This window comes from Sphingomonas sp. CD22 (genome assembly GCF_034556155.1).
Lineage (GTDB): Bacteria > Pseudomonadota > Alphaproteobacteria > Sphingomonadales > Sphingomonadaceae > Sphingomonas.
Map to the genome: position 1 here is coordinate 224,540 of NZ_JAYDYX010000006.1, position 26,842 is coordinate 251,381.

Consider the following 26,842-nt stretch of genomic DNA (forward strand, 5'->3'; position numbering starts at 1 on the left):
GGCTGCGCCCTCCCTAGCGCGTCAGGGTGGTGACCGCGATCGCCGTCGCCGACGCGCGATTCTCCACCCCCATCTTCTCGAATATCTGTTCGAGATGCTTGTTCACGGTGCGCGGGCTGATCTGCAGGATCTCGCTGATCTCGCGGTTCTGCTTGCCGCGGCTGATCCACAGCAGCACCTCGGCCTCACGCGAGGTCAGGCCGTGCTGCGCGGCGAGCATCGCTTTCTCCTCGCCTTCGTGCCGCTCGGCGAGGCGGAAGACCCATTGGTCGGCGGCGGTGCAGCGCAACAGGCCCGCTTCGAGCGTCCGTTCGCCCGCCGCGACGGTGATCCGTGCGCCCGGCGTCGGCGCGCTCGCCTGCAACGCGTGCAGCGCCGCGCGGACGGGATCGGGCAAGGCGCCGGCGGCGGCGGACCAGTCGGGGAACAGCCGCTCGAGCATCTTGCTCGCCGCCGGGGTCAGCCATTGCGGCGCCCCCGCCCCGTCGACGGCGAGCGCCGGCCGCCCGCTGACGTCGAGCGCGAGCTGGCTGCCCTGCGCGACGCGCGCGGTGGCGAGGTGGACGCGGATGCGCGCCAGCAATTCATCGACGACGATCGGCTTGGCGACGAAATCGACGCCGCCGACGGAGAGGCCGCGCACGACATGCTCGGTCTCGGTCAGCCCGGTCATGAAGATGATCGGCAGGTGGCGGAAGGCGGGCTGGTCCTTGATCCGCTGCGTCGTCTCGAACCCGTCGAGCCGCGGCATGACCGCGTCCATCAGCACGAGGTCGGGCGTGACCGTCTTCAGCAGGTCGAGCGCGGCCAGCCCGTCGATCGCGACCAGCACGCTCATGCCCGCGCCTTCCAGCGTGATCGTGAGAAAACGCAGCGCCTCGGGCGTGTCGTCGACGACCAGGATCACCGGCCGCACCGCCGCGACGGGGTCAGGATGCGGCATCGTCGATCGTCGTCAGTAGCGAGCGCAGGTCGAAGTCGGCGAGCTGGCGGCGCAGCGTCGCGACCAGCGGCGCGGCGGCGGGCACCGCCCGGTCGAGCGCGTCGATCGCCTGTTCGACGCCGCGCACATGCCCCACCTCGGCCCGCGCGCGCACCGCATCGAGCAGCGGCCCCGCCGCACGCGGCAGCGGCCCGGACGGCGCTGCCTGCGCCGGTGGAGGCGGCGCCACCGCGGCTTCCTCCCACCGCAGGTCGAGCTGCGCGCCGATCAGCGCGACGAGCGCGTTGAACTCGACCGGCTTGGTCACGAACGCATCGTGGGCGTCGCGCCCGTCGCCGCGCGCGTCGACCTCATGCGCGTCCGCCGAGACCATGACGATTCGCAACGCGTCGCCATGATCGGCGCGGAGGCGGGCGGCGACCTCCCACCCGCTGATCCCCGGCATCTGGATGTCGAGCAGGACGATGTCGGGCGCGATCCGGCCGGCCAGCGCGAGGCCGTCGTGACCGTCCGCCGCGGTCTCGACGACGAAACCCAGGGCACCGAGCAACGTGCCGAGGATGGCGCGCTGCGCCGGGTCGTCGTCGATCGCCAGCACGGTGCGCCGCGGCCCCTGATAGCCGGTGATCGCGACCCCCTGCGTCGCGCCCCGGCCGGCGAACACCGGTGCGGGCAGCATCACCCTGAAGCGGAAGGCGCTGCCGGCGCCCGGCGTGCTCGTCACCGCGATGTCGCCGCCCAAGATGCTGGCGAGCACCCGCGTGATCGCGAGGCCGAGGCCGATCCCCGGCTGGCGCTGCGCCTCCGCCGAGCTGCCGCGGTCGAACGGCGCGAAGATCCGCTCCAGATCCGCCGCGGCGATGCCGATGCCGGTATCGCGGACGGTGATGTCCGCGACCTGGCTGCGATAGCCGACGGTGACCGCGACGCTGCCCGCCGGCGTGTATTTGATCGCATTGGCGACGAGGTTGATCAGGATCTGGCGCAGCCGCTTCTCGTCCGCCTTGACCTGATCGGGCAGCCGCGGATCGATCGCCAGCGTCAGCGCCAGTCCCTTCGCCGCCGCCTGCATCCGGAACATGTCGATGACCTGCTGGAGCAGCCCGCGGATATCGACCAGGTCGGTGCGGATCGTCAGCACGCCGCTCTCGATCCGCGAGATTTCGAGCAGCCCCTCGACGAGGTTGGTGACATGCTCGGCCGAGCGGCGGATGATCGTGCCCGCCTCGGCGCCGGAGATGCCGGAATCGCGCTCGAGCAATTGCGCATAGCCGTAGATCACGTTCAGCGGCGAGCGGATCTCGTGGCTGACCGCGACGAGATAGCGCGTCTTCGCCTCGTTCGCGGCCTTGGCGCGGTCGAGCTCGGCGACCAGCGCCGGATCGGGGGCATCCGCGGCGGTCATGATCCCCCCGGACGCGCGAGGCCGTCGATATAGGCGCGCCAGCCGCCCAGCGCGGTGATGTCCTGCGCACCGTCGATCGCGCGCGGCTCGGCGACGAAGCCCTTGACCACCGACCCGTCGGCGAGCGTCACCGACCCGATCGCGAGCGGCGCCGGCACCTCGACCACGAAGCTGCCGAATGCGGCGACGTCGAGTTCGTACACCTCCACCGCGATCGCGGCGCCGCCGGCGTCGTGGATCAGCGCCGGCTTGGGTGGCGTGGTGTTCGCCATCGCATAGAGGCGATAGGTCGGCGCGGTGGTGGTGGCGGCGACCAGCCGCGCCGCGCGCGAGGTCAATTGCCAGTGCAGCGGCATGCCTTCGAGATGGGCGCCGACGACGGCGAGCTTCACGGTTTCCATAGGGTCCTCGATGGTCAGGGGCGGTGGCGGGGGAAGCGCGGCGGCGGCGACGAACGCCTCGCCCGCGTCGAGCAGGCTGCGATCGGTCCATGCCGGCGCGATCAGCGTGATGCCGAAACCGGTGCGATTGTCGCGCCAGCCGGCGGGCAGCGCGAGCGCCGCCATGTCGAGCAGATTGACGAAATTGGTGTAGAGGCCAAGGTTGCTGTTGAGCGCGACCGGCGCGGCGCGCATCTCGGCGATACGGTAGATCGTCGGCGTCGTCGGCAGCGCGAGCAGGTCGACGTCGCGCCACATCGCCTCGGCACGGCGCTGCAATGCGGCGAGGCGATACTGCCCCTCGAACACCTCGACCCCGGTCACCGTGCGCCCGCCGGCCATGATCGCGCGCACCGTCGGATCGATCGCCTCCGGCCGCTCGTCGAGCAGCGGCTGCGCGGCGGCAGTCCGCTCCGCCACCCAGGGACCGCCGTAGAGCAGCATCGCCGCCTCGCGCAGCGGCGCCATATCGATCTCGACCAGTTCGGCACCATCGGCGGCGAGCGTCGCCAGCGCGCGCTCGTACAAGTCCGCCGCGGCGGTATCGCCGAGGAACAGGCGCTGGTCCGGCGGCGGCACGCCGATCCGGCGGGGCACGACCGCACGGTCCTCGCACGGGCGGGAATAGGGATCGGCGGCGTCGAAACCGGCGACCACCGCATCCACCGCACGCGCGTCGGCGATGTCGTGGGTGAGCACGGTGATGCAGTCGAGCGTGCGGCAGGCCGGGACCAGCCCGCCGGTGCTCCACCGGCCCTTGGTGGGCTTCATCCCGACCAGCCCGTTGAACGCGGCGGGCACGCGCCCCGAGCCGGCGGTATCGGTGCCGAGCGCGAAGGCGACCAGCCCCGCCGCGACCGCCACCGCCGAACCCGAGCTGGACCCGCCGCTGACAAAGGCGCGATTGAACACGCAGGCCGGCGCGCCATAAGGGCTGCGCGTGCCGTTGAGCCCGGTCGCGAACTGGTCGAGGTTGGTCTTGCCGATCGGCACCGCACCGGCCGCCACCAGCCGCGCCACCACCTCCGCCGACGCGTCCGGCACATAAGCGAAGTCGGGACAGGCCGCGGTCGTCGGCACGCCGGCGAGGTCGATATTGTCCTTGATCGCGAACGGCACGCCCGCCAGCGGCAGCGTCTCGCCCGCCGCGATCCGGGCATCGACCGCCGCCGCCGCGGCCAGCACGGCGGGCTCGGCCAGCCGCGTGATCCACACCGCGGGCTGGATCGCGGCATAGGCCGCGACGCGCGCCAGCGCCGCGCGCGCGACCGCGACCGCATTGGTCTCGCCCGATGCCACCGCCGCGGCGACGGCGCCGACCCCAAATGGTCCGTCGATCATGCCACCTCCACCGCCAGCATCGCCCCGCCGGGGGCAAGCGACTGCTTTTCCTGCACATATACCGCGCGCACAATGCCGGTGACGGGGCTGACCACGGGGGATTCCATCTTCATCGCCTCGATGATCGCGATCGTCTCGCCGGCGGTCACGCTGGTGCCGTCGGCGACCAGCAGCTTCCACAGGCTGCCGCCGAATGGCGCCTCGACCAGTTCGCAGCCCTCGGGGATCGCGATCTCCGCCGCGGCGGTGCCGGTATCGGCTTCCTCGGTGAGCGCGGCGACCCGGTCGAACTCGCCGCTACGCTCCCACGCCGCGCGTTCGTCGTCGAACGCCGCCTGCCGCTGCGCCTGGAAGGCGGCGATCGCCGCGTCGTTCTCGGCGAGGAAGGCGCGATAGTCGGACAGGCGGAACACCTCCTCCTCGATCCGGATCGCGCGGCGGCCGAGCGGGAAATCGCGCCGCCATTCGGTCAGTTCGTCGTGGCTGACCGGGAAGAAGCGGATGCGATCGAAGAAGCGCAGCAGCCACGGCTTGCCGTCGCGGAAGGCGTCGGTCTGTCGCCAGGCGTTCCACACCTGAATGGTGCGGCCGAACAATTGATACCCGCCCGGCCCTTCCATGCCGTAGATGCACATATAGGCGCCGCCGATGCCGACGACGTTGGGCGGGGTCCAGGTGCGCGCCGGATTGTATTTGGTGGTGACCAGCCGGTGGCGCGGATCGATCGGCGTGGCGACGGGCGCGCCGAGATAGACGTCGCCCAGCCCCATCACCAGATATTCGGCGTCGAAGACGATCCGCTCGACCTCGTCGATGCTGGCGAGGCCGTTCACGCGGCGGATGAATTCGATGTTGTCGGGGCACCAGGGCGCATCGTCGCGCACCGATTCCATATATTTGTCGATCGTCTGATAGATCGCCGGGTCTTTCCACGACAACGGCAGATGGACGACGCGCGAGGGTATCTCGAAATCGTCGAGCCCGCCCAGCCGCTCCTCGGCGGCGACCAGCGCCGCGATCAAAGCGGCCTGCGACAACTGCCGGCTGTCGTAATGGATCTGCAGCGAGCGGATGCCGGGGGTGACGTCGACGATCCCGGGCAGGCCCATCGTCTCGATCTCCAGCATCAGCGCGTGGACGCGCAGCCTCAGCTCAAGGTCGAGGACGATCGGACCATATTCCACCAGCAGGTTGCGGTCGCCCTGCTGGCGATAGGTCACCGCCGGGCGAACGCCCTGCGCGTCGATCGCGTGGAGGATCGGCGAGCCCAGCGCATCCGCCGTCCCGCCCGCCCCGTCGGGATCGGCGGGTGCGGCCGCGAGCGTGGCGACCAGCCGGTCCTGCGCCTGCTCCGCCGCCACCGCGGTAGCATTGTCGACCGGCACGAAGCGCACGGTGTCGCCGGGCGCCAGCTGGCCGACCTTCCACAGATCCGCCTGCGCGACGACGAACGGGCAGACGAAGCCGCCGAGCGACGGGCCGTCGGGGCCGAGGATGATCGGCATGTCGCCGGTGAAGTCGACCGCGCCGATCGCATAGGCATTGTCGTGGATGTTGGACGGGTGCAGCCCCGCCTCGCCGCCGTCCTTGCGCGCCCAGTGCGGCTTGGGGCCGAGCAGGCGCACCCCGGTGCGGTTGGAATTGTAATGCACCTTCCAGGCGGTGGCGCGCAGCATCGCGATATCGTCGGCGGTGAAGAAATCGGGCGCGCCGTGCGGGCCGTAGAGCACGTCGAGCGTCCAGTCGCGCGTGATCGCCGGCCGGTCCGCCGGCGCCAGCGCCGCCCACGCCACCGATGCGGGCGGATCGGCGCGGGCGAGATGGAGCGTGTCGCCGGTCATCACCGCGCGCCCGGCATGACCGCCGAACTCGCCGAGCGTGAAGGCGCTGCGGCTGCCGAGGAACAGCGGCACGTCGAGCCCGCCCGCGACCGCGATATAGCCGCGCATCCCGCCGCCGGTGACGCGGCCGATCTTGAGCGTCTCGCCCGCGGCGATGTCGACGGGCTCGTAGCAGCGCACCGGCCGACCGGCGATGCTCGCGCCGAAATCGGCGCCGGTCAGGCAGAGCCGCGTCGCGGCATTGAACAGCAGCGTCGGGCCGGCCGCTGTGATCTCAAGCCCCGCGGCATCGTCGGCATTGCCGAGCAGCCGGTTGCCGAGCCGGAAAGCGAGCGCGTCCATCGGCCCCGACGGGGGCACGCCGACGCTCCACAGGTGCAGGCGGCCGGGATGATCCTGCACCGTGGTCGCGGCGCCGCCGGCGAGCACGCGGATCGTGCGCGGGTGATAGGCGATGTCCGCCAGCGCCCGGGTCGACACCGCGCCGCTGGTGAAGACGGGGGAGCGCACCACCGTGCGCAGCCAGTCGAGGTTGGTCTCGATCCCCGCGATGCTGGTCCGGTCGAGCGCGTCCTGGATCGCCGCCACCGCCGCCTCTCGCGTCGGCGCGGTGACGATCAGCTTGGCGAGCATCGGATCGTACCAGGCCGACACCTCGGTCCCCGCGGCGATCCAGCTGTCGACCCGCGGCCCCTCGGGGAAGTACACGCCGACCAGCCGGCCCGAACTGGGGCGATAGTCCTGCGCAGGGTCCTCGGCATAGAGGCGGACCTGGATCGAGGCGCCCTCGGGCTTGGCGACGAAGCCGTCGAGGAAGCCGAAATCGCCCGCCGCGCCGCGCACCATCCATGCGACCAGATCGACGCCGGTCACCTGTTCGGTGACGCCATGCTCGACCTGCAGCCGCGTGTTGACCTCGAGGAAGAAGAAATCGTCGCGCTGCGCGTCGTAGAGGAATTCGACCGTTCCCGCCGAGCGATAGTGCGCGGCGGCGGTGAGCCGCACCGCGGCGTCGATCAGTGCCCGGCGCGTCGCCTCGGGCAGCAGCGGCGCGGGGGTTTCCTCGACCACTTTCTGGTTGCGGCGCTGGAGCGAACAGTCGCGCTCGCCGAGCGCGACGACATGGCCGGCGCCGTCGCCGAACACCTGCACCTCGATATGGCGGGCCTGCGCGACATAGCGTTCCAGGAACACGCCGCCATCGCCGAAATTGCCCGCGCCGAGCCGCGCGACGGTGGCGAAGCCGTCGCGGATATCGGCTTCGTCGGCGCACACCTTCATGCCGATGCCGCCGCCACCCGCGGTCGCCTTGAGGATCACCGGATAGCCGATCTCCGCCGCCGCCGCGATCGCCGCGCCCGCGTCGCGGAGCAGATCGGTCCCCGGCGCGAGGGGCACGCCCTGCGCCGCGGCGAGCGCGCGCGCGGTGTGCTTGAGGCCGAAGGCGCGGATATTCTCCGGCGTCGGCCCGATGAAGACGATGCCGCGCGCGGCGCAGGCTTCGGCGAAGGCGGTGTTCTCCGACAGGAAGCCGTAGCCGGGGTGGATCGCGTCCGCGCCGGTCGCCTCCGCCGCGGCGAGGATCGCCGCGACGTCGAGATAGCTTTCCGCCGCCGGTGCCGGGCCGATACGGACCGCGACGTCGGCCTGCGCGACGTGCGCGGAACCGGCGTCGGCATCGCTGAACACGGCGACCGATCCCACCCCCATCGCCTTCAGCGTGCGGATGATGCGGCAGGCGATCGCGCCGCGATTGGCGACCAGGACCCTGGCGAACATCAGCCGGCCACCTGCATGCGCACCGGCGTCGGGTTGAAGCCGTTGCACGGATTGTTGATCTGCGGGCAGTTGGAGACGACGACGACGACATCCATCTCGGCGCGTAGGTCGACGCCGAGGCCGGGGGCGGAGATGCCGTCGACGATCCCTAGCGTCCCGTCCGCCTCGACCGGCACGTTCATGAAGAAGTTGATGTTGGACACCATGTCGCGCTTGCCGCGCCCGGCGCGGCCGTTGGCGTCGAGGAAATTGTCGACGCAGCTGTGCTGCGCCTTGGTGTGGTGGCCGTAGCGCAACGTGTTCGATTCGCACGAACAGGCACCGCCGATCGTGTCGTGATAGGCGACGTCGCTGGCGACGATCGTCATCATCGGCCGCCCCTCGTTGGACAGCAGCACGGTGCCGGTGCGCAGGAACAGGTTGCGCTGCGCGGCGATCGTGTCCTGCGCGCTGTAGCGTTCGGCGTCGTCGTCGGCGGCGTAGATGAGGAAATCGACCGCCTGGTTGCCCTCAAGATCGATGATGCGCAGCGTCTCGCCGGCGGCGATGCGGTGCAGCCAGGGCGCGCGCGCCGGTACGATCTCGTCATGGCGGATGGTGCCGGACAGGGGGAAAGTGGTCATCATGGTCCTTCAGCGCGCGTAGACGTCTTCGGTGTTGAGGAAGGCGCGCAGGCCTTCGGGCGTCGACGTGCGGATCGGGTCGTCCGCCGCCGCCGGCGCGCCGCGCCACGCGGTCGCGCGCACCGGGGTGACGGTGTAGCGCGGGCGCGGATCGAGCACGTGCGGGCAGTTGGCGAGCACCACGATCAGCTCCATCTCGGCGCGCAGCAGCAGCGTGCGGCCCGGCGCGAACGGGCCGATCTCGGCCTGCGTGGTGCCGTCGGCGGCGATGCGGACGCCCTTGAACCAGGTGATGCAGGGATGGACGTCCTTGCGGCCGAGCCCGTGCTTGGCGACGCCGAGCATGAACCGGTCGCGCGCGCTGGGATGCGGCCCGTAATTGCCGCCGTCGCCGTAGCGGCGCACGTTCGACGCCGCGTTCGACGCGCCGCAAAAGGCGTCGTGCGTGCCCGCGTCGTCGGCGAGGATGCTCATCATCACCCGCCCCATGTCCGACAGCAGCAGCCGCCCGGCGCCGAGATAGCCGTTCCACTGCACCTTCAGCGTGTCGGCGACGTTCAGCCGCTCGCTCGGCATCTCGGCGTTGAACGCGAGCAGCGCGGCACAGCCATCCCCCGCCACGTCGATCAGCCGCAGCCGGGTGCCGCGGGCGATCCGCCGCGAGGCATAGCCGCCGGCCGCGATCGTCTCTTCCCAGGTCACCGCGCCCGGCGCGTCGGCGGCGGCGGCGGGCAGCGTCGGCATCGCCTCGACGCGGGTGCCCGCCATCGCCCGCGCGTGATCGCGCGCGCCGGAGGGTTGGGCGGTACTGGTCGTCATGCGAGGAGTCTCCCGGACAGGTCCGCGACGAGCGCGGGTGGCGGCGGATTCTTGCGGTCGAGCGACAGGTCGTAGGTCACGGTCGCGCCGAAGCGATGCGGGGCGTGCGGGTCGTGGCGCCGCTTGTCGAAGGCCAGCACCCGGGTGCCGAGCTTGAACGCCTCGCCGATGTCGTGCGTCACCATCACGATGGTCAGCCCGTGCTCCTGCCACAGCCGGGTGATCAGCGCGTGCATGTCGAGGCGGATGCCGGGATCGAGCGCACCGAAGGGTTCGTCGAGCAGCAGGATGCGCGGGTGCTTGACCAGCGCCTGCGCGATCGCCAGCCGCTGCTGCATCCCGCCCGACATCTGCGCGGGATAGACGCCGAGACTGTGTTCGAGGCCGACCGCGGCGAGCATCTCGATGGCGAGGTCGCGTGCCGCGCGCCGCTTCGCGCCGAACAGCCGCGCGGCGACCGGCGCCTGCGCGCACTCGATCCCGAACAGCACGTTGCCGAGCGCGGTGAGGTGCGGGAACACCGAATAACGCTGGAACACGACGCCGCGATCGGGGCCGCATTCGGCGCGCATCGGCCTGCCGTCCAGCAGCACCTGGCCGCGGGTCGGCGCCTCCTGCCCCAGCACGAGGCGCAGGAAGGTGCTCTTGCCCGCCCCCGACGGCCCGACCACCGCGACGAAACTGCCCTCGGCAAGCTGGAGCGAGACGCGTTCGAGGACGATCTTGTCGCCATATTCGACCCAGATGTCGCGCAATTCGAGAAGCGCGGTCATCGGCCGCCACCATGCGCCCAGGGGAAGCCGCGGCGGCTGACGAACAGCAACAGCGCATCGGCGAGGATCGCCAGCAGCGAGATCCACGCGACGTAGGGCAGGATGATGTCCATCGCGAAATAGCGGCGGACGAGGAAGATGCGATAGCCCAGCCCGACGTCCGAGGCGACCGCCTCCGCCGCGATCAGGAACACCCAGCCCGGCCCCATCGACAGGCGCAACGCCTCGATCAGCCGCGGCATCAGCTGCGGCAACGCCACGCGGATCGCCAATTGCCAGCTATTGGCGCCCAGCGTCTGCGCCTTGGCGAATTGTTCGGCGGGCAGGCCGGTGACGAAGCCGGTGAGGTCGCGCGTCATGAACGGGGCGATGCCGATCGCGATCAGCGCGATCTTTGAGGCTTCGTCCAGCCCGAGCACGATGAACAGGATCGGCAGCACCGCGACCGGCGGGATCACCGCGATGATCGCGACCATCGGCCCGAGCAGGGCGCGGGCGAGCGGTACGGTGCCGAGCAGCAGGCCGAGGAACAGCGCCGTCGCGGTGGCGATGGCGAGGCCGAGGCCGAGACGATAGAGGCTGGCGATCGTATCGGCGACGAGCACGATGCGATCGCTGGCGGGATCGCGCTGGGTGGTGAAATCATGCGCCGCCTGCGCCATCGCGGCGAAGGTGGGCAACACCTTGTCGGCAGGATTGTCGGCATGGCGCGCTTCCGAGGCGAGCAGGTAGAAGAGCAGCAGCGCGACGATCGGCAGCGCGCCGAGCAACAGCCGCGAGGCCCGTTGCGGGCGGATGTCGACCAGCCGCCTCACGACCGATGCCGCGCCCCGGCCGGATGCACGACGTTCCGATCCATGTCGTTCTGACCCATGTCGTTCCGATCCATGTCGTTCGTTCTCAGACCCATCGTGTTGCCAAATCCCAGCCGTGCCCGCGGGCACGCCGCGCCGTTCGCCGGGGCGGCACCCCGGCGGCGTCCGTCGATCGATCGAGGCGCCGCTACAGTTTGCCGCTCGCGGCGAGCTTCATGTAACTCGGGTCGAAGCGCAGCTTGACGTTCTTGGGGTCGCCGAGCGACTTGCCGCCGGCGAAGCTGATGCCGATCGCGTCGACCGATTTGGCGCTCGGCCCGAACAGGCCGTGCGCGAAGCTGAACTGCCGCACGCGATCGGTCACCGTGATCAGATCGGGATTTTCCGCATAGGCGGCGGCGTCCTGCGCACGGGCGTACAGATGCGTGGTCTTGAGCTGTTCGTCGAAGCTCGCCTCGCTGGTGCCGGCCGCCTTGGCCATCGCCGCGCGCGCGGCCTGCCCCGTCGCGTCGGTGCGGGTCATGATCGCCATCGTCTCGTACCAGATGCCGGCGAGCGCCTTGCCGAGGTTCGGATTGGCCTTCAGCGTCTCGGTGCTGACGTTGAGCGTGTCGAGGATCTCGTTGGGGATCTTCGAGCTGTCGAAGACCTCGGTCGCCCCCGGCGTGGCGCGGATCGTCGCCAATTGCGGGTTCCAGGTGGCGACCGCGGTGACGCCGGGCGAGGCGAAGGCGCCGACGATATCGGCGTCGCCGGTGTTCACCGTCTTGACGTCGCCCAGCTTCAGTCCGTTGAGTTCGAGGCCGCGGGCGAGCAGGAAGTGCGACACCGACAGTTCGACCAGCTTGACCGACCGGCCCTTGATGTCGGCCATCGTCCGGCCGTTCTTGAGCACGACGCCGTCGTTGCCGTTCGAATAATCGCCGATCAGCAAGACGGTGGTGTCCTTGCCGCCCGCCGCGGGAATGGTCAGCGCGTCCATCGTCGTCGCGGTGACGCCGTCGAGCTTGCCGGCCGCATATTGGTTCACCGATTCGACATAGTCGTTGACCTGCAACACGCGGATGCTGATGCCGTATTTATCGGCCCATTTCTTCACGATCCCGGCCTGCTGGGCGTAGGGCCACGGCATCCAGCCGGTGTAGATCGACCAGCCGATCGTAAAGTCCTTCTTGACGGCGCCGACCCCGGCCGCCGATCCCGCCGGCTTGCTGTCGCAGCCGGCCAGAGCCAGCAAAGCCGCTATCGCGGCGACGCCGCTGCGCCACGCTCGATCCACCATTCAGCGTCCCCTTCGTATTCCGACGCCGCCCGACCCGCCGGCCCCGTGTCACGGAACCGGTGAAATCATCAGCACATCAATGCATTACCGTTGCCAAGGAGGTTGCCGCGGTGCGCATCATCAATGAAGAGACAAAATTCCGATGAAAGGCATAGACCGTATCTATGCCCGGCGCTGGGCGCGGTGGCGGCGCATCACCTCGTCGAAGAACAATTGGGTGGCGGTATCGCGCGAGGGCTCGGCGCGGGCGAGCAGGAAGATGTCGTAGGACGGCTCGGTATCGGGATGGAGCAGCGGCCACAGCTTCCCCTTGGCGACCGCGGTCTCGGCGGCCAGGACCGGCAGGAAACCGATGCCGACCCCGAGCGTGATCAGCCGGATCGCCTCGTTGATATCCTCGGCCCGGCCGGTGGCGCGGGTGCCGAGCCGATAGCGGCGGCGCAGGCGGGTGATCGTCTCCAGCTCGTCCTCGCCGGTCAGCACGAAGCCCTCGTCCTTGAGGTCGCCGAGCCGCTCGACGCGGTGGCCGAACAGCGGGTGGCTGCGCGAACAATATAGCTGCTGGCGCTCGACCAGCAGAGGTTCGTAGATCAGCCCGCCGCGGACGTTGCTGTCATAGCCGACGCCGATCTCGGCCTCGCCATGCTCGAGCGCATCGAGCACCGCCCGCCACGGCGACACGCGGATCTCGATATGGATATTGGGGTTGCGGCGGTGGAAGCTGGCGATCGCCTCGTCGAATTCCACCGAGGTCACCGCGGAGATGAGCTGGATGCGCACCACCCCCTCGATCCGCTTGGTCGCCTGCGCGACCTGATGCGGCACCATCCGGGCGGCCTCCAGCATCTCCTCGCACAAGGCGAGCAAGGCGGTGCCCGCCGCGGTCATCTCCACCCCGCCCGCGGAGCGGTTGAGCAACTGGACGCCGACCTGCTCCTCCAGCCGCTTCAACGCGGCGCTGATGCTCGGCTGCTGCTTGTTCAGCTTGCGCGCCGCCGCGCCGATGCCGCCCGCGCGGACGATTTCGACGAAGGTGCGCAGCAGGTTCCAGTCGACGCGGCTGGCAAACGTCTTGTCAGGCAGCATCACGTCGTCGATCAAATGGCCAGCTCCGCAACCCCGTGCGGCGCACCTTTAGCCCTGCGCCCCTCATGCGCAACGGCCTTGCCGGACCGCGGAAACCGGCGGGGCGGATCGGCAGGTCAGGCGTCGAGCAGGGTTCGTGCGAACAACGCCCTGATCCGCCGCGCCTCGAAGACCCGCCCGATCACGTACAGCGCCGCGAAGATCCCGGCGAAGACATAGCCCGGGGTCGGCGACGGTTTCTTGTCCTTGTCGTCGTCGCCGCCCTTCTTCTTGGGCTTCTCCGGGGCGGGCGCGCCCAGCGCCTTGTCGATCGGGTTGAGCGGCGCGGGCGTCTTCTTCGCGTCGGGCTTCTTGTCCTTGGCCTCCGTCTTCGGCTTGTCCAGCTTCGCCAGAACGATGGTCGATTGCGCGAAGAAGAGGAACAGCAAGGGCGCCAGGAAGCAGAACAGCAAGGCGCGGCTCGTCAGCCGATAGCGCAGCACCGGGCCGGCGTCGCCGGCATCGACCCGCAGCACGCCGTCGGTGAAGACGACCATCTTGTCCTGCGCCGCCGCATCCTTCTTGCTGAAGGTCAGCGTATCGCCGGTCCGCGCGCGGCTGGTGCCGGTCTGGCGGAACAGCGGATCGAGCCGGTCGAAGGCCTCGTCCGCCGATTGGCCCGGGGCGAGGGCCACGCTGCCGCGGACGTGCCAGATCCAGTCGGTTAGCCGCGCATGCCAGTTCGGTGCTGCGGGCGCATCGGCGTGCGCGGCGCCCGGCGGTGTGGTCGCGGCCGCCGCCGCCGACGTGGCGGCGGTCATTCGGCCGGCACCGCCTGCTGACCATAAGAGGCCGGCGCGAACCGCGCCTTGACGCTCTTCCAGCCCTCCACGAAGGTGAAGCTCATCGTCTCGCCGATCGACATCGGCCGGCCGCCTTCCATCCCCAGCAACTCCGCCTCGCCGTCGACGCAGGTGCCGAACATGCGATCGATGATCACCCAGGTGTTGGAATAATTGCTGCGGCTCGCCTCGAAGTCCTGCGAGTGGTGCACGCTGTGATGCTCGGTGGTGTTGAACATGAACCGCCACCAGCGCGGCGAATTGAAGCGGACGTTGATATGCTGATAGGTGCCGACGGCGAGGCCGAAGGCGCCGGCGAGCAGGACCGCGCGCGGCACGAAGTCGAAGAAGCCGCCGACGCCCAGCCCGATCAGGAACAGCTCCACCGGGTTGCCGACCGCGCCTTTGTTGACGTTGAGCTGCGTGATGTAGTGATGCGGCGCATGCGCGATCCACAGCGGGTGCCAATTGTGCATCCCGCGATGCATCCAATATTGGCCGAAATCGAAGACGAACGAGATCAGGAAGGCTTGCAGCAGGAGCGGCAAGCCGGTGAACCAGGCGAGCTTGTCCCAGTCGAACGAATGCTGCACCGCCTCGATGATGACGCCGTCGCCGATATAGCTTTCGACGATCCGGAGCATCGTGAAGCCGAGCCCGACGTAGAAGAGGTCGCTGGTCAGCTCCTTCCAGGTCAGCCGCCAGCTCTCATGCCGCGGCACCAGCCATTCGAGACCGAGCAGCAACAGCTTGAAGCCGACGCCGATGGCGACCGCGGTCGAGGCCTTGGCGATGCTGTTGGGCGCGTAGAACCAGAAGGCGAGCAGCGCGAACAGCATCGTCGGCTGGAACCAGGTGAAGAAGAATTGTCTCAGCGGGCCGCCCTCGACCCTGGGGATATTGTCCCATCCGACCGTGACGGGCGCCTGCGCGCCGATCACCCGCTTGCCCACGCGAACACCGTCCATCTGCACCCTCGCACCGCCTAGTTCCGCGTGGAGAATGGCCGAAGACGCGCCGCAGCGTCATACGTCATCAGACGTATAAAGGGCTGTTAAGGGGCGATTTGGCCGTTCAGCGCAGCGCCCGCACGCGCAGCATGCCGAGCCCGCCGCAGCCGGTCAGGAAGGCGAGCAGCAGCAGCACCGCGGTGAAATCGTGCGGCGCCGCCAGCATCCAGGTCAGCGGCGGCCCGAGCAGCGAGGGGAAGGTATTGGCGAGGTTGAACAGGCCGAGGTCGCGTCCGCGATGCGCGGGATTGGGCAGCAGCTGCATCGCGAAGGCGGCGTGCAGCGCGACGAACACCGACGAGCCGGTGACGTAGACGCCGAAGGCGATCGCGCCGCCGGTCCAGTCCCGCGCCGCCGCCATGCCGAGCAGCCCCGCGACCGCGACGGCGGCGGCGATCAGCAGGAACGGCGTCCGCCGCCACGTCAGGTCCGACAGGCGGCCGAGCAGCACGGCGATCGGCAAGGGTATGACGAAGACGAGGACCAGCAGGCTGCCGATCCGCGCCGGCAGGTCGCCGCGCGCCGCGCCGCCGAGGATGCTCTCGAAATAATAGAGCAGATACGCCTGCGTCACCGCCGCGGCGACCTGCACCAGCAGTCGCGACACGCCGGCGATCACCAGATCGCGCCGCGACGACGCGACCGGCGCATGCGGCGCGATTGCCGCCGACGGTGCGCCGCGCACGATCAGCAGCGGCAGCACGCAGGCGGTGACGACGACCGGCACCAGCGCCAGCCGCGCCGCCTCCGGCAGGATCGCACCGCCGACCAGGATCGCCGAGAATGCCGACGCCACCGGACTGCCGAGCGACAGCAATCCGCCGGCGATGCCCTTCTGCGCGTCGGGCACCTCCTCCGCCATGATCGCCATCATCGGTGCGAGCAGCGCGTTGACGGCGAACTGGAAGGCGACGATCGCGGCGACCAGCGCGACCGGCGTCTGCGCGAGCGCGACCGCGGCATAGCTCGCCGCGGTGCCGACGATGCCGCCGACCATCCATCGCCGCCGGCCGCCGCCGCGCCGCAGCGACCGGTCGCTCAGCCAGCCGAACAGCACGTTGGCGCCGCTCGCCGACAGCGCGCCCGCGGTGATGCAGGCGGTGAACACCCCGATCCGCGCCGCCCCGCTCAGCGCCTCGACCTTGAGCGGCAGCAACAGCGTCAGCAGCGGCAGATAGGCGATCACCCCGCCGACGTTCGCCAGCGCGAAGACGATCAGGAACAGGCGGGTGGGCAGAGTGGCGGCGGCGGTGGGCATCGTGGCGTGGCGATCCTGCCCGCGATGCGCCCCGGCGACAACCTTATGCTTTGCCTCGTGGTTTTCCTTACGGCTTCATCGTCGTCGCTTGCAGCGTCGCGCTCGACACGATCGTCCGGTCGCCCGCGTCGCGCGCCAGCGCCACACGATAGCGCCCCGCCGCGATCCGCCACCCCGGCAGCTTCGTGTCGTAATCGGCGACGATGCGCGGCTCGGCGGTCAGCGTCACGCGGCGCGTCTCGCCCGGCTTCAGCGTCACGCGCGTGAACGCCGCGAGCCGCATCGGTGCGCCGCCATCCTCGCGCGCCACGTACATCTGCGGCACGTCGGCACCCGCCCGCTGGCCGGTGTTGACGACGTCGAACGTCACGGTCAGCCGCGCGCCGCCGGCGACCACCGGGTTGCGATAGGCGAAGCTGGTGTAGCTCAGCCCGTGACCGAAGCGGAACAGCGGCGTCAGCCCCTTCTTCTCATACCAGCGATAGCCGACGTCGGCACCCTCGACATAATCCGCCGGAAAGCTTTCCAGCGTCTTCTGCGATGCCACCGCCGGATTGGCCGCCGCCTCCGCCTCGAGTCCGGTCAGGCGGTCGAGCCCGACGGGGCGCGGGCGCGGCGGCTGCGATGCGTCGGCGGGAAAGGTGATCGGCAGCCGCCCCGACGGGTTGACCGCGCCGGTCAGGATCGCCGCCAGCGCCTCGCCGCCGCGCTGGCCGGGATACCAGGCCTGCACCACCGCGGGCACCGCCTTGATCCACGGCATCAGCACGGGCCCGCCGGTCTCCATCACCGCGACAATATGCGGCTGCGCGGCGGCGACCGCGGCGATCAGCGCGTCCTGCTGGTTGGGCAGGCGCAGGTCGGGGACGTCCTCCGCCTCGGTCGTCCATTGGGTGGCGAAGACGATCGCCAGATCGGCCCCCTTCGCCGCGTCGATCGTCGCGTTGAAGTTGCGGCCGTCCAGCCACGTCACCTGCGCCCCCGGCAGCGCCTTGCGCAGCGCGGCGAGCGGCGAGGACGCGTGATAGGTGATCCGCGCGAACGACGCCGATCCGCCGGTGGCGAGCGGGATCTCCACCGGTGCGCCGCCGACCGAGCGCACCTGCGACGATCCGCCGCCCGACAGCACGCCGACGTCGGCATTGCCGCCGATCACCACGATCCGCTTCGCACTGCGCGCGATCGGCAGCACGCCGCCCTCGTTCTTGAGCAGCACGATGCCCGCCTCGGCGGCGCGCTGCGCGACCTCGGCATGCGCGGCATAGGGCGGGGTCTGCGCGGTGGCGGGCATCGGCGTGTCATAGGCGCCGGTCGCGATCAGCCCGGTCAGATACCGCGCGACCATGTCGTCGAGCCGCTTGCCCGACACCTGCCCCGCCGCCACCGCGGCCTTGAGCGGCGCGCCGAAATAGATCGCCTTGTCCAGCTCCTGCCCGGATTGCTGGTCGAGCCCGCCGTTCGCCGCCTTCACCGTCGAATGCACCGCGCCCCAATCGCTCATCACCCAGCCGTGATAGCCCCAGTCGCGCTTCAGCACGTCGTTGAGCAGATGGCCGTTCTCGCACGCCCAGTCGCCGCCGACCTTGTTGTAGGCGCACATCACCGATCCCGGCTGGCCCTTCTCGATCGCGATCTCGAAGGCGAGCAGGTCGCTCATCCGGAACGCCGCCTCGCCGATCCGCGCATCGACGACGGTGCGCCCGGTCTCCTGCGCATTGAGCGCGAAATGCTTGACGGTCGAGACGATGCGGTTGCTCTGCACGCCCGCGATATGCTCGCCGGCCAGCGTCCCCGCGAGCAGCGGGTCCTCGCCGAGATATTCGAAATTGCGCCCGTTCCACGGATCGCGCGTCAGGTTGACGCCACCGGCGAGCAGCACGTTGAACCGTTTGGCGCGCGCCTCCGCGCCGATCATCGTGCCGCCGGCACGGGCGATGGCGGGATCGAAGCTCGCCGCGGTGGCGAGGCCGGACGGCAGCGCGGTGGCGACGTCGCCCTTGCGCTGCTCGACCTGGTTGGCGACGCCGAGCGACGCGTCGCTTTCGCGCACCAGCGGTACGCCCAGCCGCGCGATGCCGTCGACATGGCCCGCCGACGGGATCAGTTCGTTGCTCGACTTGCCCGCCGCCATCGGCGGGAACAGACCGTGGAGCAGCGCGATCTTCTCGTCGATCGTCATCCGCGCGACGATCGCATCCGCGCGCGCCCGCGCCGCCGCGCCCTGCGCCGCCGCCGGTGCCGGTGCCGGTGCCGGTGCCGACGCCGGTGCCGGCTTCGCCACGCGGCCACCCGCGGCGGGCGCGCCGGTCGTCAGCCCGACCGTCGCGATGATCGTCGCCGACGCACACCTTGTCCAAAATCGCTTCATGCATTCCTCCCGTCGCCGACGCATTCGCCGCCGGCCTGTCGCCCTTTGCAGGCATGGCGCCCTTCAAAGCATAATAAGAGAACGTTCACAACGGGGACGGGTCGTCGTCAGGATGCGCTTGACAGACAACGGCTTATCCATGAAGTGAACGTTCTCAAGAGCGCGGGATCGCCGCGCCTGTCATCGGGGAGGATTATCATGCGCCGCGTCCGGGCTCGCCTGCTTTCGCAATTCGCCATCGGGGTTTCGACCGCCGCTCTCGTCGCCCTGCCGGGTACCGCCGCCGCGCAGGACGCGGCCGCCACGCTCGGCAACACCGGCCCCTCGCAGATCGAACCGCAGGCCGCGACGCCCACGGACACACCGGACACCACCGGCGACATCGTCGTGACCGGCATCCGCGCCTCGCTGCGCGCGTCCGCGGACATCAAGCGCGACGGCCAGGGTATCGTCGACGCGATCTCGGCGGAGGATATCGGCAAATTCCCCGATACCAACCTCGCCGAATCGCTCCAGCGCATCACCGGCGTGTCGATCGACCGGTCGAACGGCGAAGGCTCGTTCGTCACCGTCCGCGGCCTCGGCCCCGAATACAATCTCGTCGTGCTCAACGGCCGCCAGTTGCCGACCGCGGTGATCGGCGACGGCAACAGCGCGCCGGGCTCGCGCGCGTTCGACTTCGCCAACCTCGCCTCCGAAGGCATCGCCGCGCTGGAGGTCTACAAATCGGGCCGCGCCAGCGTTCCCTCGGGCGGCATCGGCGCGACGATCAACATCCGCACGCCCCGCCCGTTCGACAAGGTCGGCACGCGCGGTTCGGTCGCGGCGCGCGGCGTCATCGACACCTCGCAGAACGGCAAGAACGACATCACGCCCGAAGTGTCGGGCATCTTCTCGACCACCTTCGCCGACGACCGGATCGGCATCCTGGCGAACGGCGTCTACCAGAAGCGCCGCGCCTCGGTGAATCAGGCCAATGTCGGCTGGCGCGACGGCTATCTGGGGTCGGAGAACAATTGGGGCTCGCTCGCGCAGCCCGGCGATCCGCGTGCGGCGAACATCACCAACCGCCCGAGCGCCACCAGCGTCTACGAAGTGCCGCAGAACGCCTCCTACGACGTCAACGACATCAGCCGCGAGCGTATCAACGGCCAGTTGGTGCTGCAGGCCAAGCCGACCGACACGCTGGTCGCGACCATCGACTACACCTATTCGCGCAACGAGGTGAAGACGCGCAACGCCAACGTCGGCATCTGGTTCAACCACAACGACACCTCGTCGTCCTGGACCGACGGCCCCGTCGCCGGCCCGCGCTTCTACACCGAGCGGTTCACCGCGGCGGAAGCCAAGGACCTGTCCTATTCCAGCGCGCTGACCGCATACCGGACCGAGAACAAGTCGCTCGGCGCCAACCTCGCCTGGGAGGCGCCAGGCGGCGTCACCGTCGCGCTCGACGCGCATCATTCGACCGCCGAATCGAAGCCGACCAACAAATATGGCAACAGCAACTCGCTGGGCACCGCGATCTTCGGCGTCGCCAACCAGACGATCAACTTCGACAACGATCTGCCGGTGATCTCCTATCAGATGCAGCCCGGCATCGACCCGCTGAACGCGTCGCTGATCGTGCCGACCGGCAACGCCTTCCGCAATTCCTACTTCCGTGACCGGATCAACCAGGCCCAGCTGAAGGGGCATTACGACCACAGCGGCAGCTTCCTCGATTCGATCGATTTCGGCTTCACCTTCACCGACAACAAGGTGCGCTCGGCCTATGGCGTGTTGCAGAACGACACCTGGGGCGGCACCGGCGGCGACAGCGCGGCGCAGCGTGCGGCGGCGGCGGCGCTGCTGCCCGACGACATCTTCAAGCTGATCGACATCCCCAGCAAGTTCAAGGGCGTCGGCGGGGTCGGCAGCGCCGACATCGCCAAGCAATTCTACGGCTATAATTTCGAACAGGTCGTCGGCCTGCTCGATTCGACCTACGGCATCTGCGGCGGCGACGGCAATTGCCTCACCCCCTACACCACCGATCGCCGCATCCGTGAAAAGACCGTCGCGCCGTATCTGCAGATCAACAACAAGTTCGACCTGTTCTCCAACCCGGCGCATCTGATCGCCGGCCTGCGCTACGAGAACACGACGGTGAAATCCTCGGCGCTGGTGCCGATCCCGACCGGGACGCGGCAGAATTCGCAGAACGAATTCAACATCGTCTATTCGGGCAACAGCGCCTTCACCACCTTCTCGGGCGGCTATGACGAATGGCTGCCGTCGGTCGACTTCGACGTCCAGCCGATCCGCAACGTCAAGCTGCGCGCATCGTACAGCCACACGATCACGCGTGCCGATTACGGCTCGCTGCAAGGCGGCCTGACGCTCGACCAATTGTTCCGCGTCGGCGGCGGCACCGGTGCGCAGGGCAACCCCAATCTCGTGCCCTACAAGTCGAAGAACATCGATCTGTCGGCGGAATGGTATTACACGCCCGAAAGCTACATGTCGGTCGGCTATTTCCGCAAACAGGTGTCGAACTACATCGGCGTCACCCAGCTCAACGGCCCGGCGTTCAACCTGACCAACCCGGCCAACGGCCCGCGCTATCAGGCGGCGATCGCCGCGCTCGGCGCCAATGCGACCTTCGCCGACATCCGCAACTATATCGGCGCCAATTACCCGGGCAGCGTCGTCAACGGCACGATCCTGGGCACCGCCGCGGACGCGCCGGTCAATTTCGTCATCTCGACGCCGTTCAACAGCGACCAGACCGCGACGATCAACGGCTTCGAATTCGCGATCCAGCACAGCTTCTGGCAGACCGGCTTCGGCACGCAGCTCAACTATACGATCGTCAACGGCAACCGGAACTACAACAACCTGCTGCCGGCGAGCACGTCGCAATTCGCAATCAACGGCCTCTCCGACAGCGCCAATGCGACGCTCTATTACGACAAGAACGGCTTCCAGGCGCGCGCATCGTACAATTGGCGGGCGCAGTTCCTGTCCGGCGGCGGCATCAATCCGTATTATACGGAAGGGTACGGCCAGCTCGACGGCACGATCAGCTGGCAGTTCGTGCCCGGCCTGACCGTCTTCGCCGAGGCGATCAACCTGACCGGCGCCGATCGCCGCGGGCATCGTCGTTCGGACCGCAACGTCACCTTCGTGGCGAAGCAGGACGCGCGCTACTCCGGCGGCGTTCGGTTCAACTTCTGATCGACCCGTGCCGACGGAAAGAGCCATCTCTGTGAAGAGGTGGCTCTTTTCGTCTTGTCGGCGCCGTGTCGGTAGATAGGACGAAGCCTGCGCGCCCGCCGCCACGGCGCCTGACCCACGGGATTGGATCGAATATGCCCGACCATGCCATCCTCACCGCCGCAGCGCACGCCGGCACGCGGATCCGCCGCGAACGCAGCGCCGCGCTGGGCGATGCGCAGATGAGCTGCCTGATCGTCCCCGACGAATTCCGGCGCGTGCAGTCCGAATATCTCATCCTGTTCCGCCGCAACCTGGCCGACGGCAGCACGCTCGCGCTCGCCATGTTCGGGTTCGAGAACGACGAGAACCTCTACCTTGCCGATGGCCGCTGGGATGCGCGCTACGTGCCGCTGGCGATGGCGATCCAGCCGCTGCTGATCGGTGCGAGCGCGCAGGGGCCGCAGGTCCATATCGATATGGCCAGCCCGCGGATCGGCGACGGCGACCTGCTGTTCGACCCCGATGGCCAGCCCTCGCCCCGGCTCGCCGCGATGATCGAGCAGCTCGGCGCGCTCGACGCCGGCTATCGCGACAGCGCCGGCTTCTTCGCCGCGCTCGACCGGCACGAACTGCTCGAACCGCTGACGCTCGAAGTGCCGCTCGACGACGGCTCGGTCAACCGGCTGGTCGGCTTCCATGTCATCGACGAGGATCGGCTGCGCGGCCTGACCGCCTCGGCGCTCGACGACCTGCATCGCGACGGGCATCTGCTGCCGATCTTCATGGCCTTGGCATCGCAGGGCAATCTGCCCGCGCTGATCGCCCGCAAGAATGCGACGCTGGCGCATGGCTGACATCTTCGCGGCGCTGCCCCGCGTGCCCGAGGTGGCGGTGGTCGACGCCGCCGACCTCGACGCGAGGCTGCGCGCCGCCGACCGGCCGTTCGTCGTCCGCAACCTCGTCGGCGACTGGCCGCTGGTCCAGGCGGGTCGCCGCTCCGCGCAGGACGCGCGCCGCTATATCCTCGCGCACCGCCGCGACGTGCCGTTCACCGTGTCGGTGGGCGCGCCGGGCAGCGACGGCCGGTTGTTCTACGACGATGCGATGGGGATGAACTTCGCGACCTTCCAGTCGAAGCTCGACGAGATCTTCGCGCATATCGATGCCAACGACGACGCCCGCACCATCTATCTCGCGTCGATCGACCTTCTCAACTTCTTCCACGGCCTGCACGAGGCGAACCACGTCGATCTCGGGACGCGCGACCCGCTCGTCAGCATCTGGATGGGAACGCGGACGCGGATCGCGGCGCATAACGACGTGCCCGACAATCTCGCCTGCGTCGCGGTCGGCCGCCGCCGCTTCACGCTCTTTCCGCGCGAGCAGTTCCGCAACCTGTATCTCGGCCCGATCGACAACACGCCCGCGGGCCGCGCGGTCAGCATGGTCGATTTCCACGCCCCCGATTTCGCCGCGCATCCGCGGTTCCGCGACGCGCTCGACCATGCGATCGTCGCAGATCTCGACGCCGGCGACGCGCTCTACGTGCCGGCGATGTGGTGGCATCACGTCGAGGGGCTGGCGTCGTTCAACGTCCTGGTCAATTACTGGTGGCGGTCGAGCCCGCGCTGGCTGGGTCAGCCGCAGGACGCGCTCAATCATGCGATCCTCGCCATCCGCGACCTTCCCGAAGACCAGAAGAGGCATTGGCGCGAGATGTTCGACCATTATGTTTTCGAGGATGACGCGGCCGTCTCGGCGCATATCCCGGAGGGCGCGCGCAGCATCCTCGCGCCGCTGACCCCTGAAACCGCCGGGCGGCTGCGCGCCTTCCTGCTGCGGGCGCTGGGGCGATGAAGGCGCGCCGCATCGTCATCGCCGGCGGCGGCACCGCGGGCTGGATGGCCGCCGCCGCGATCGCCCGCGTCATGGGGCGCGCCGCCGCGGTCACTTTGGTCGAATCCGATGCGATCGGCACCGTCGGCGTCGGCGAATCGACGATCCCGCCGCTCATCACCTTCAACCGTCTGCTCGGCATCAACGAAGCCGATTTCATGCGCGCGACGCAGGCGACGTTCAAACTCGGCATCGCCTTCGACGGATGGAAGCAGGCCGGCGACAGCTATTTCCATTCCTTCGGCCTGACCGGCACCGACCATTGGGCCGCGGGCTTCCAGCATTATTGGCTCGACGGCCAGACCCGCGGCCACGGCCAGCCCTATGACGATTACTGCCTCGAGCTGATCGCCGCGCGCGAGGGCAAGTTCGCGCATCTGCCCGACGAGCGCATGAACTACGCCTATCAGCTCGATTCCGGGCTGTACGGCCGCTTCCTGCGCCGGATGGCCGAGGCGGACGGCGCGCGCCGGGTCGAAGGCAGGATCGCGCAGGTCCAGCTCGACGGCGAAAGCGGCGACATCGCGGCATTGCTGCTCGATTCGGGTATGCGGATCGAGGGCGACCTGTTCCTCGATTGCACCGGGTTCCGCGCGCTGCTGATCGAACAGGCGTTGCACACCGGCTTCGACGACTGGACGCATTACCTGCCCTGCGACGCCGCGATCGCGGTGCAGACCGAAAGCGTCGCCCCGGCGGTGCCGTTCACGCGGGCGATGGCGCATGATGCCGGCTGGCAATGGCGCATCCCGCTGCAGCATCGCGTCGGCAACGGCATCGTCTATTGCAGCCGCTATCTCGATCACGACGCGGCGCTCGCCCGCCTGCTCGGCAATGTCGAGGGGCGGGTGCTGACCGAGCCCAACCGCATCCGCTTCGTCACCGGCGCGCGGCGCCGGCAATGGCATCGCAATTGTATCGCGCTGGGCCTGTCGGGCGGGTTCATGGAGCCGCTGGAATCGACCAGCATCCACCTGATCCAGCGCGCGATCCTGCGGCTGATCCGGATGATGCCGGCGGGCGACGTCAGCCCCCGCGACATCGCCGAATTCAACGACCAGCAGCATACCGACATGCTGCAGATCCGCGACTTCCTGATCCTCCACTATAAGGTGACCGAACGCCGCGACAGCCCGTTCTGGCGGCAGTGCGCGACGATGGCCATCCCCGACAGCCTCGCCCAGAAGATCGAGCTGTTCCGCGAAACCGGCCGCGTCTTCCGCAAGAACGAGGAATTGTTCGCCGAGAACAGTTGGGTGCAGGTGATGCTGGGCCAGGGCATCGTGCCGCGCAGCCACCACCCGATCGCCGCGAAGCTCGGCGACGACGACATGGCACGCTTGCTCTCGACGTTGCGCCAGAACGTCGCGACCACGGTCCGCGGCCTGCCGCCCCATGCCGCCTACGTCGCGCAATATTGCGGCGTGGCGCCCGACGCCGCCTGATGGTCCGCCGTCGCCAGGCCGTCACCATCCGCCACGTCGCGGCGGATGCGGGCGTCTCGCTCCAGACGGTCAGTCGCGTCATCAACAAGGAACCGAACGTCCGGCCCGAGATGACGCAGCGCGTCCAGGCGTCGATCGCCAAGCTCGGCTACGTCCCCTCGATCGCCGCGCAGCGCATGGGGGGATCGCGCTCGCATCTGATCCTGGCGCTCAACGACCGCGAACGGACGATCGCCGACTGGCGCAGCCGTCAGGGCGCGGACTGGGTCGATCAGATGCTGCTCGGCGGCATGCTCACCTGCGCCGAACACGGCTATCGCATGATCATCGAGCTGGTCGACACCCACAGCGACCATATCGAGCGCGAATTGCTCGCGGCGATCGCCGCGCTGCAACCCGATGGCGTCATCCTCACGCCGCCGCATTCGGAAAACCTGCTGATCACCCGCCTGCTCGAGGACCATGGCATCAGCTTCGCGCGCATCGGCTCGCTCAAGCCGGGCGGCGGCTTCGCCTTGACCATGGACGACGAGGGCGCGGCGCGCCTCGCGACCGAGCATCTGATCGCGCTCGGCCACCGGCGGATCGGCTTCATCGCCGGCCCCGCCGAATATGAACTCAGCGGCTGGCGCGTCACCGGTTGGCGCAGCGCGATGGCCGCCGCCGGCCTGCCGACCCGCGACCTGCTCGCCGAGGGCGATTTCAGCTTCGCCTCGGGCCGCCGCGCCGCCGCCGCCTTGCTCGACGCGTCGCCGCGCCCCACCGCGATCGTCGCGAGCAACGATCAGATGACGCTCGCGACGCTGGAGCTGCTGCGCGAGCGTCGTCTCGACGTGCCGTCCGACGTATCGGTCATCAGCTTCGACGACACGCCGATCGTCCGCTTCACCCATCCGGCGCTGACCGCGGTCGTCCAGCCGATCGCCGACGTGACGGCACGCGCGGTGGAACTAATCATCGCCGAACAGGCCGGCCGCACCCTCCCCGACGGCCCGACGATCGTCCCGGTGGGACTGGCCGTACGCGGCTCGACGGCATCACCGAAGCCGGCCGGCAGCCCTGCCGGCTAGCGCGCCCAACAGCATCAAACCGATATGCAGCACCATCAGCCACCACAGACTGGCGGTGACGGCATATCCGATCGTGAAGGCCAGGGCGGACACGATGCTCGCCACGAAGTGCTTGGCCGTTTTGAAGCCATGTGCCGCGCCATAGGCGCCCGCCGAGATGATGACGGCGCCCGAAAGGCCGGTCGTCGAGGGTAAATAGAACAACAGGAACCCGCGGTAGAGAATTTCCCATCCCGCGCCCGCCGCCAAGGTGACGAGCAGGAACAGTCGCATCTCGCCCGGCGTGTCGGGAAACAGCTCGCGTCGGACGGCTTCCACGTCCGGCCGCAGGGTCGTGGACGGATCGCGTCTGCTCAATCCCAATATCGCCAGTAGCACGACCGCGAGACCGAGCCCGATCAATGCCGGCATCGACGTAGGAATGCCGAGACCGAGCGCGTGAATGGATCGACCCGTCATCAGCCAATCGGTTGCCAGAAGGGTCAGCATCCCGCCCACCATGCCGATGACGGTCAGGTATCGGGCGGTTTTGCTGCCGGTGGATATCCGCCCCGATCGGCTGCGCCAAAGGGCGCGGGCGGGAACGACGAGAAGGAGCAGGACGGCGAGAAGATGATCCAGCAAGA

20 protein-coding genes are annotated in these 26,842 nt (G+C 69.1%); 5 read left to right on the forward strand and 15 right to left on the reverse strand.

Annotation, left to right across the window (positions count from 1 at the left end):
• Positions 1 to 13: 13 nt before the first annotated feature.
• The 14 genes from SFC76_RS13575 to SFC76_RS13640 all read right to left on the reverse strand — a co-directional run bounded on the left by SFC76_RS13575 (position 14) and on the right by SFC76_RS13640 (position 18,604).
• On the reverse strand, positions 14 to 943 hold the full coding sequence (locus tag SFC76_RS13575) for a DNA-binding response regulator (protein WP_322849960.1): 930 nt from the start codon (positions 941 to 943) through the stop codon (positions 14 to 16).
• Positions 930 to 2,348, reverse strand: a complete 1,419-nt coding sequence (locus SFC76_RS13580) for an ATP-binding protein (protein ID WP_322849961.1) — start codon at positions 2,346 to 2,348, stop codon at positions 930 to 932. The genes SFC76_RS13575 and SFC76_RS13580 overlap by 14 nt, the downstream gene beginning before the upstream one ends.
• Entirely contained in the window at positions 2,345 to 4,129 is a 1,785-nt protein-coding gene (gene atzF / locus SFC76_RS13585; RefSeq protein WP_322849962.1) for an allophanate hydrolase, read from the reverse strand. The genes SFC76_RS13580 and atzF overlap by 4 nt, the downstream gene beginning before the upstream one ends.
• Entirely contained in the window at positions 4,126 to 7,749 is a 3,624-nt protein-coding gene (gene uca / locus SFC76_RS13590) for an urea carboxylase (RefSeq protein ID WP_322849963.1), read from the reverse strand. The genes atzF and uca overlap by 4 nt, the downstream gene beginning before the upstream one ends.
• Positions 7,749 to 8,372 (reverse strand): urea amidolyase associated protein UAAP2, encoded by a 624-nt coding sequence (locus SFC76_RS13595; RefSeq protein WP_322849964.1) that lies wholly within the window; start codon positions 8,370 to 8,372, stop codon positions 7,749 to 7,751. Before SFC76_RS13595 ends, uca begins: the two co-directional genes overlap by 1 nt.
• Positions 8,373 to 8,381: 9 nt before the next feature.
• Positions 8,382 to 9,191, reverse strand: coding sequence for an urea amidolyase associated protein UAAP1 (locus SFC76_RS13600; protein WP_322849965.1), 810 nt, complete (start codon positions 9,189 to 9,191; stop codon positions 8,382 to 8,384).
• Positions 9,188 to 9,964 (reverse strand): ABC transporter ATP-binding protein, encoded by a 777-nt coding sequence (locus SFC76_RS13605; protein ID WP_322849966.1) that lies wholly within the window; start codon positions 9,962 to 9,964, stop codon positions 9,188 to 9,190. The genes SFC76_RS13600 and SFC76_RS13605 overlap by 4 nt, the downstream gene beginning before the upstream one ends.
• Positions 9,961 to 10,779, reverse strand: a complete 819-nt coding sequence (locus tag SFC76_RS13610) for an ABC transporter permease (RefSeq protein ID WP_322849967.1) — start codon at positions 10,777 to 10,779, stop codon at positions 9,961 to 9,963. The genes SFC76_RS13605 and SFC76_RS13610 overlap by 4 nt, the downstream gene beginning before the upstream one ends.
• 187 nt (positions 10,780 to 10,966) lie before the next feature.
• Positions 10,967 to 12,061 carry a putative urea ABC transporter substrate-binding protein gene (locus tag SFC76_RS13615; RefSeq protein WP_322849968.1) on the reverse strand — a complete coding sequence of 365 codons (1,095 nt, stop codon included), beginning with the start codon at positions 12,059 to 12,061 and terminating at the stop codon, positions 10,967 to 10,969.
• Between the two features lie 162 nt (positions 12,062 to 12,223).
• The gene (locus tag SFC76_RS13620; RefSeq protein ID WP_322850048.1) at positions 12,224 to 13,147 is read right to left on the reverse strand and encodes a LysR family transcriptional regulator; all 924 of its coding nucleotides are present in this window, start codon (positions 13,145 to 13,147) and stop codon (positions 12,224 to 12,226) included.
• A gap of 116 nt (positions 13,148 to 13,263) precedes the next feature.
• The gene (locus tag SFC76_RS13625; protein ID WP_322849969.1) at positions 13,264 to 13,947 is read right to left on the reverse strand and encodes a hypothetical protein; all 684 of its coding nucleotides are present in this window, start codon (positions 13,945 to 13,947) and stop codon (positions 13,264 to 13,266) included.
• A complete protein-coding gene (locus SFC76_RS13630) occupies positions 13,944 to 14,936 on the reverse strand; it encodes a sterol desaturase family protein (RefSeq protein ID WP_322849970.1) in 993 nt (330 codons plus the stop codon). The genes SFC76_RS13625 and SFC76_RS13630 overlap by 4 nt, the downstream gene beginning before the upstream one ends.
• A gap of 106 nt (positions 14,937 to 15,042) precedes the next feature.
• Positions 15,043 to 16,236, reverse strand: a complete 1,194-nt coding sequence (locus SFC76_RS13635) for an MFS transporter (RefSeq protein ID WP_322849971.1) — start codon at positions 16,234 to 16,236, stop codon at positions 15,043 to 15,045.
• Positions 16,237 to 16,303: 67 nt separating this feature from the next.
• Positions 16,304 to 18,604 carry a beta-glucosidase gene (locus tag SFC76_RS13640; RefSeq protein ID WP_322849972.1) on the reverse strand — a complete coding sequence of 767 codons (2,301 nt, stop codon included), beginning with the start codon at positions 18,602 to 18,604 and terminating at the stop codon, positions 16,304 to 16,306.
• A gap of 198 nt (positions 18,605 to 18,802) precedes the next feature.
• On the opposite strand from SFC76_RS13640, the gene SFC76_RS13645 reads away from it, so the two are divergent.
• The 5 genes from SFC76_RS13645 to SFC76_RS13665 all read left to right on the forward strand — a co-directional run bounded on the left by SFC76_RS13645 (position 18,803) and on the right by SFC76_RS13665 (position 26,216).
• Positions 18,803 to 21,823, forward strand: a complete 3,021-nt coding sequence (locus tag SFC76_RS13645; RefSeq protein WP_322849973.1) for a TonB-dependent receptor — start codon at positions 18,803 to 18,805, stop codon at positions 21,821 to 21,823.
• 134 nt (positions 21,824 to 21,957) lie between these two features.
• Positions 21,958 to 22,659: a SapC family protein gene (locus tag SFC76_RS13650; RefSeq protein WP_322849974.1), complete on the forward strand. Its 702-nt coding sequence runs from the start codon at positions 21,958 to 21,960 to the stop codon at positions 22,657 to 22,659.
• Positions 22,652 to 23,662, forward strand: a complete 1,011-nt coding sequence (locus SFC76_RS13655) for a cupin-like domain-containing protein (protein ID WP_322849975.1) — start codon at positions 22,652 to 22,654, stop codon at positions 23,660 to 23,662. The genes SFC76_RS13650 and SFC76_RS13655 overlap by 8 nt, the downstream gene beginning before the upstream one ends.
• Complete coding sequence (locus SFC76_RS13660; RefSeq protein WP_322849976.1) at positions 23,659 to 25,146, forward strand: tryptophan halogenase family protein; 1,488 nt, start codon at positions 23,659 to 23,661, stop codon at positions 25,144 to 25,146. The genes SFC76_RS13655 and SFC76_RS13660 overlap by 4 nt, the downstream gene beginning before the upstream one ends.
• Positions 25,146 to 26,216 (forward strand): LacI family DNA-binding transcriptional regulator, encoded by a 1,071-nt coding sequence (locus tag SFC76_RS13665; RefSeq protein WP_322849977.1) that lies wholly within the window; start codon positions 25,146 to 25,148, stop codon positions 26,214 to 26,216. The genes SFC76_RS13660 and SFC76_RS13665 overlap by 1 nt, the downstream gene beginning before the upstream one ends.
• Here the strand turns inward: SFC76_RS13665 and SFC76_RS13670 are convergent.
• Positions 26,184 to 26,840 (reverse strand): CPBP family intramembrane glutamic endopeptidase, encoded by a 657-nt coding sequence (locus SFC76_RS13670; RefSeq protein WP_322849978.1) that lies wholly within the window; start codon positions 26,838 to 26,840, stop codon positions 26,184 to 26,186. The two genes, SFC76_RS13665 and SFC76_RS13670, sit on opposite strands and share 33 nt — an antisense overlap.
• Positions 26,841 to 26,842 lie beyond the last annotated feature (2 nt).

What these genes read in the sequence shown, in the direction of transcription:
- SFC76_RS13615 (WP_322849968.1), bottom strand. Translation starts at nt 12,061, where the DNA reads ATGGTGGATCGAGCGTGGCGCAGCGGCGTCGCCGCGATAGCGGCTTTG.
- SFC76_RS13595 (WP_322849964.1), bottom strand. Translation starts at nt 8,372, where the DNA reads ATGACCACTTTCCCCCTGTCCGGCACCATCCGCCATGACGAGATCGTA.
- SFC76_RS13620 (WP_322850048.1), bottom strand. Translation starts at nt 13,147, where the DNA reads ATGCTGCCTGACAAGACGTTTGCCAGCCGCGTCGACTGGAACCTGCTG.
- SFC76_RS13655 (WP_322849975.1), top strand. Translation starts at nt 22,652, where the DNA reads ATGGCTGACATCTTCGCGGCGCTGCCCCGCGTGCCCGAGGTGGCGGTG.
- uca (WP_322849963.1), bottom strand. Translation starts at nt 7,749, where the DNA reads ATGTTCGCCAGGGTCCTGGTCGCCAATCGCGGCGCGATCGCCTGCCGC.
- SFC76_RS13630 (WP_322849970.1), bottom strand. Translation starts at nt 14,936, where the DNA reads ATGGACGGTGTTCGCGTGGGCAAGCGGGTGATCGGCGCGCAGGCGCCC.
- SFC76_RS13640 (WP_322849972.1), bottom strand. Translation starts at nt 18,604, where the DNA reads ATGAAGCGATTTTGGACAAGGTGTGCGTCGGCGACGATCATCGCGACG.
- SFC76_RS13645 (WP_322849973.1), top strand. Translation starts at nt 18,803, where the DNA reads ATGCGCCGCGTCCGGGCTCGCCTGCTTTCGCAATTCGCCATCGGGGTT.
- SFC76_RS13660 (WP_322849976.1), top strand. Translation starts at nt 23,659, where the DNA reads ATGAAGGCGCGCCGCATCGTCATCGCCGGCGGCGGCACCGCGGGCTGG.
- SFC76_RS13600 (WP_322849965.1), bottom strand. Translation starts at nt 9,191, where the DNA reads ATGACGACCAGTACCGCCCAACCCTCCGGCGCGCGCGATCACGCGCGG.
- SFC76_RS13605 (WP_322849966.1), bottom strand. Translation starts at nt 9,964, where the DNA reads ATGACCGCGCTTCTCGAATTGCGCGACATCTGGGTCGAATATGGCGAC.
- SFC76_RS13580 (WP_322849961.1), bottom strand. Translation starts at nt 2,348, where the DNA reads ATGACCGCCGCGGATGCCCCCGATCCGGCGCTGGTCGCCGAGCTCGAC.
- SFC76_RS13635 (WP_322849971.1), bottom strand. Translation starts at nt 16,236, where the DNA reads ATGCCCACCGCCGCCGCCACTCTGCCCACCCGCCTGTTCCTGATCGTC.
- SFC76_RS13665 (WP_322849977.1), top strand. Translation starts at nt 25,146, where the DNA reads ATGGTCCGCCGTCGCCAGGCCGTCACCATCCGCCACGTCGCGGCGGAT.
- SFC76_RS13650 (WP_322849974.1), top strand. Translation starts at nt 21,958, where the DNA reads ATGCCCGACCATGCCATCCTCACCGCCGCAGCGCACGCCGGCACGCGG.
- SFC76_RS13575 (WP_322849960.1), bottom strand. Translation starts at nt 943, where the DNA reads ATGCCGCATCCTGACCCCGTCGCGGCGGTGCGGCCGGTGATCCTGGTC.
- atzF (WP_322849962.1), bottom strand. Translation starts at nt 4,129, where the DNA reads ATGATCGACGGACCATTTGGGGTCGGCGCCGTCGCCGCGGCGGTGGCA.
- SFC76_RS13625 (WP_322849969.1), bottom strand. Translation starts at nt 13,947, where the DNA reads ATGACCGCCGCCACGTCGGCGGCGGCGGCCGCGACCACACCGCCGGGC.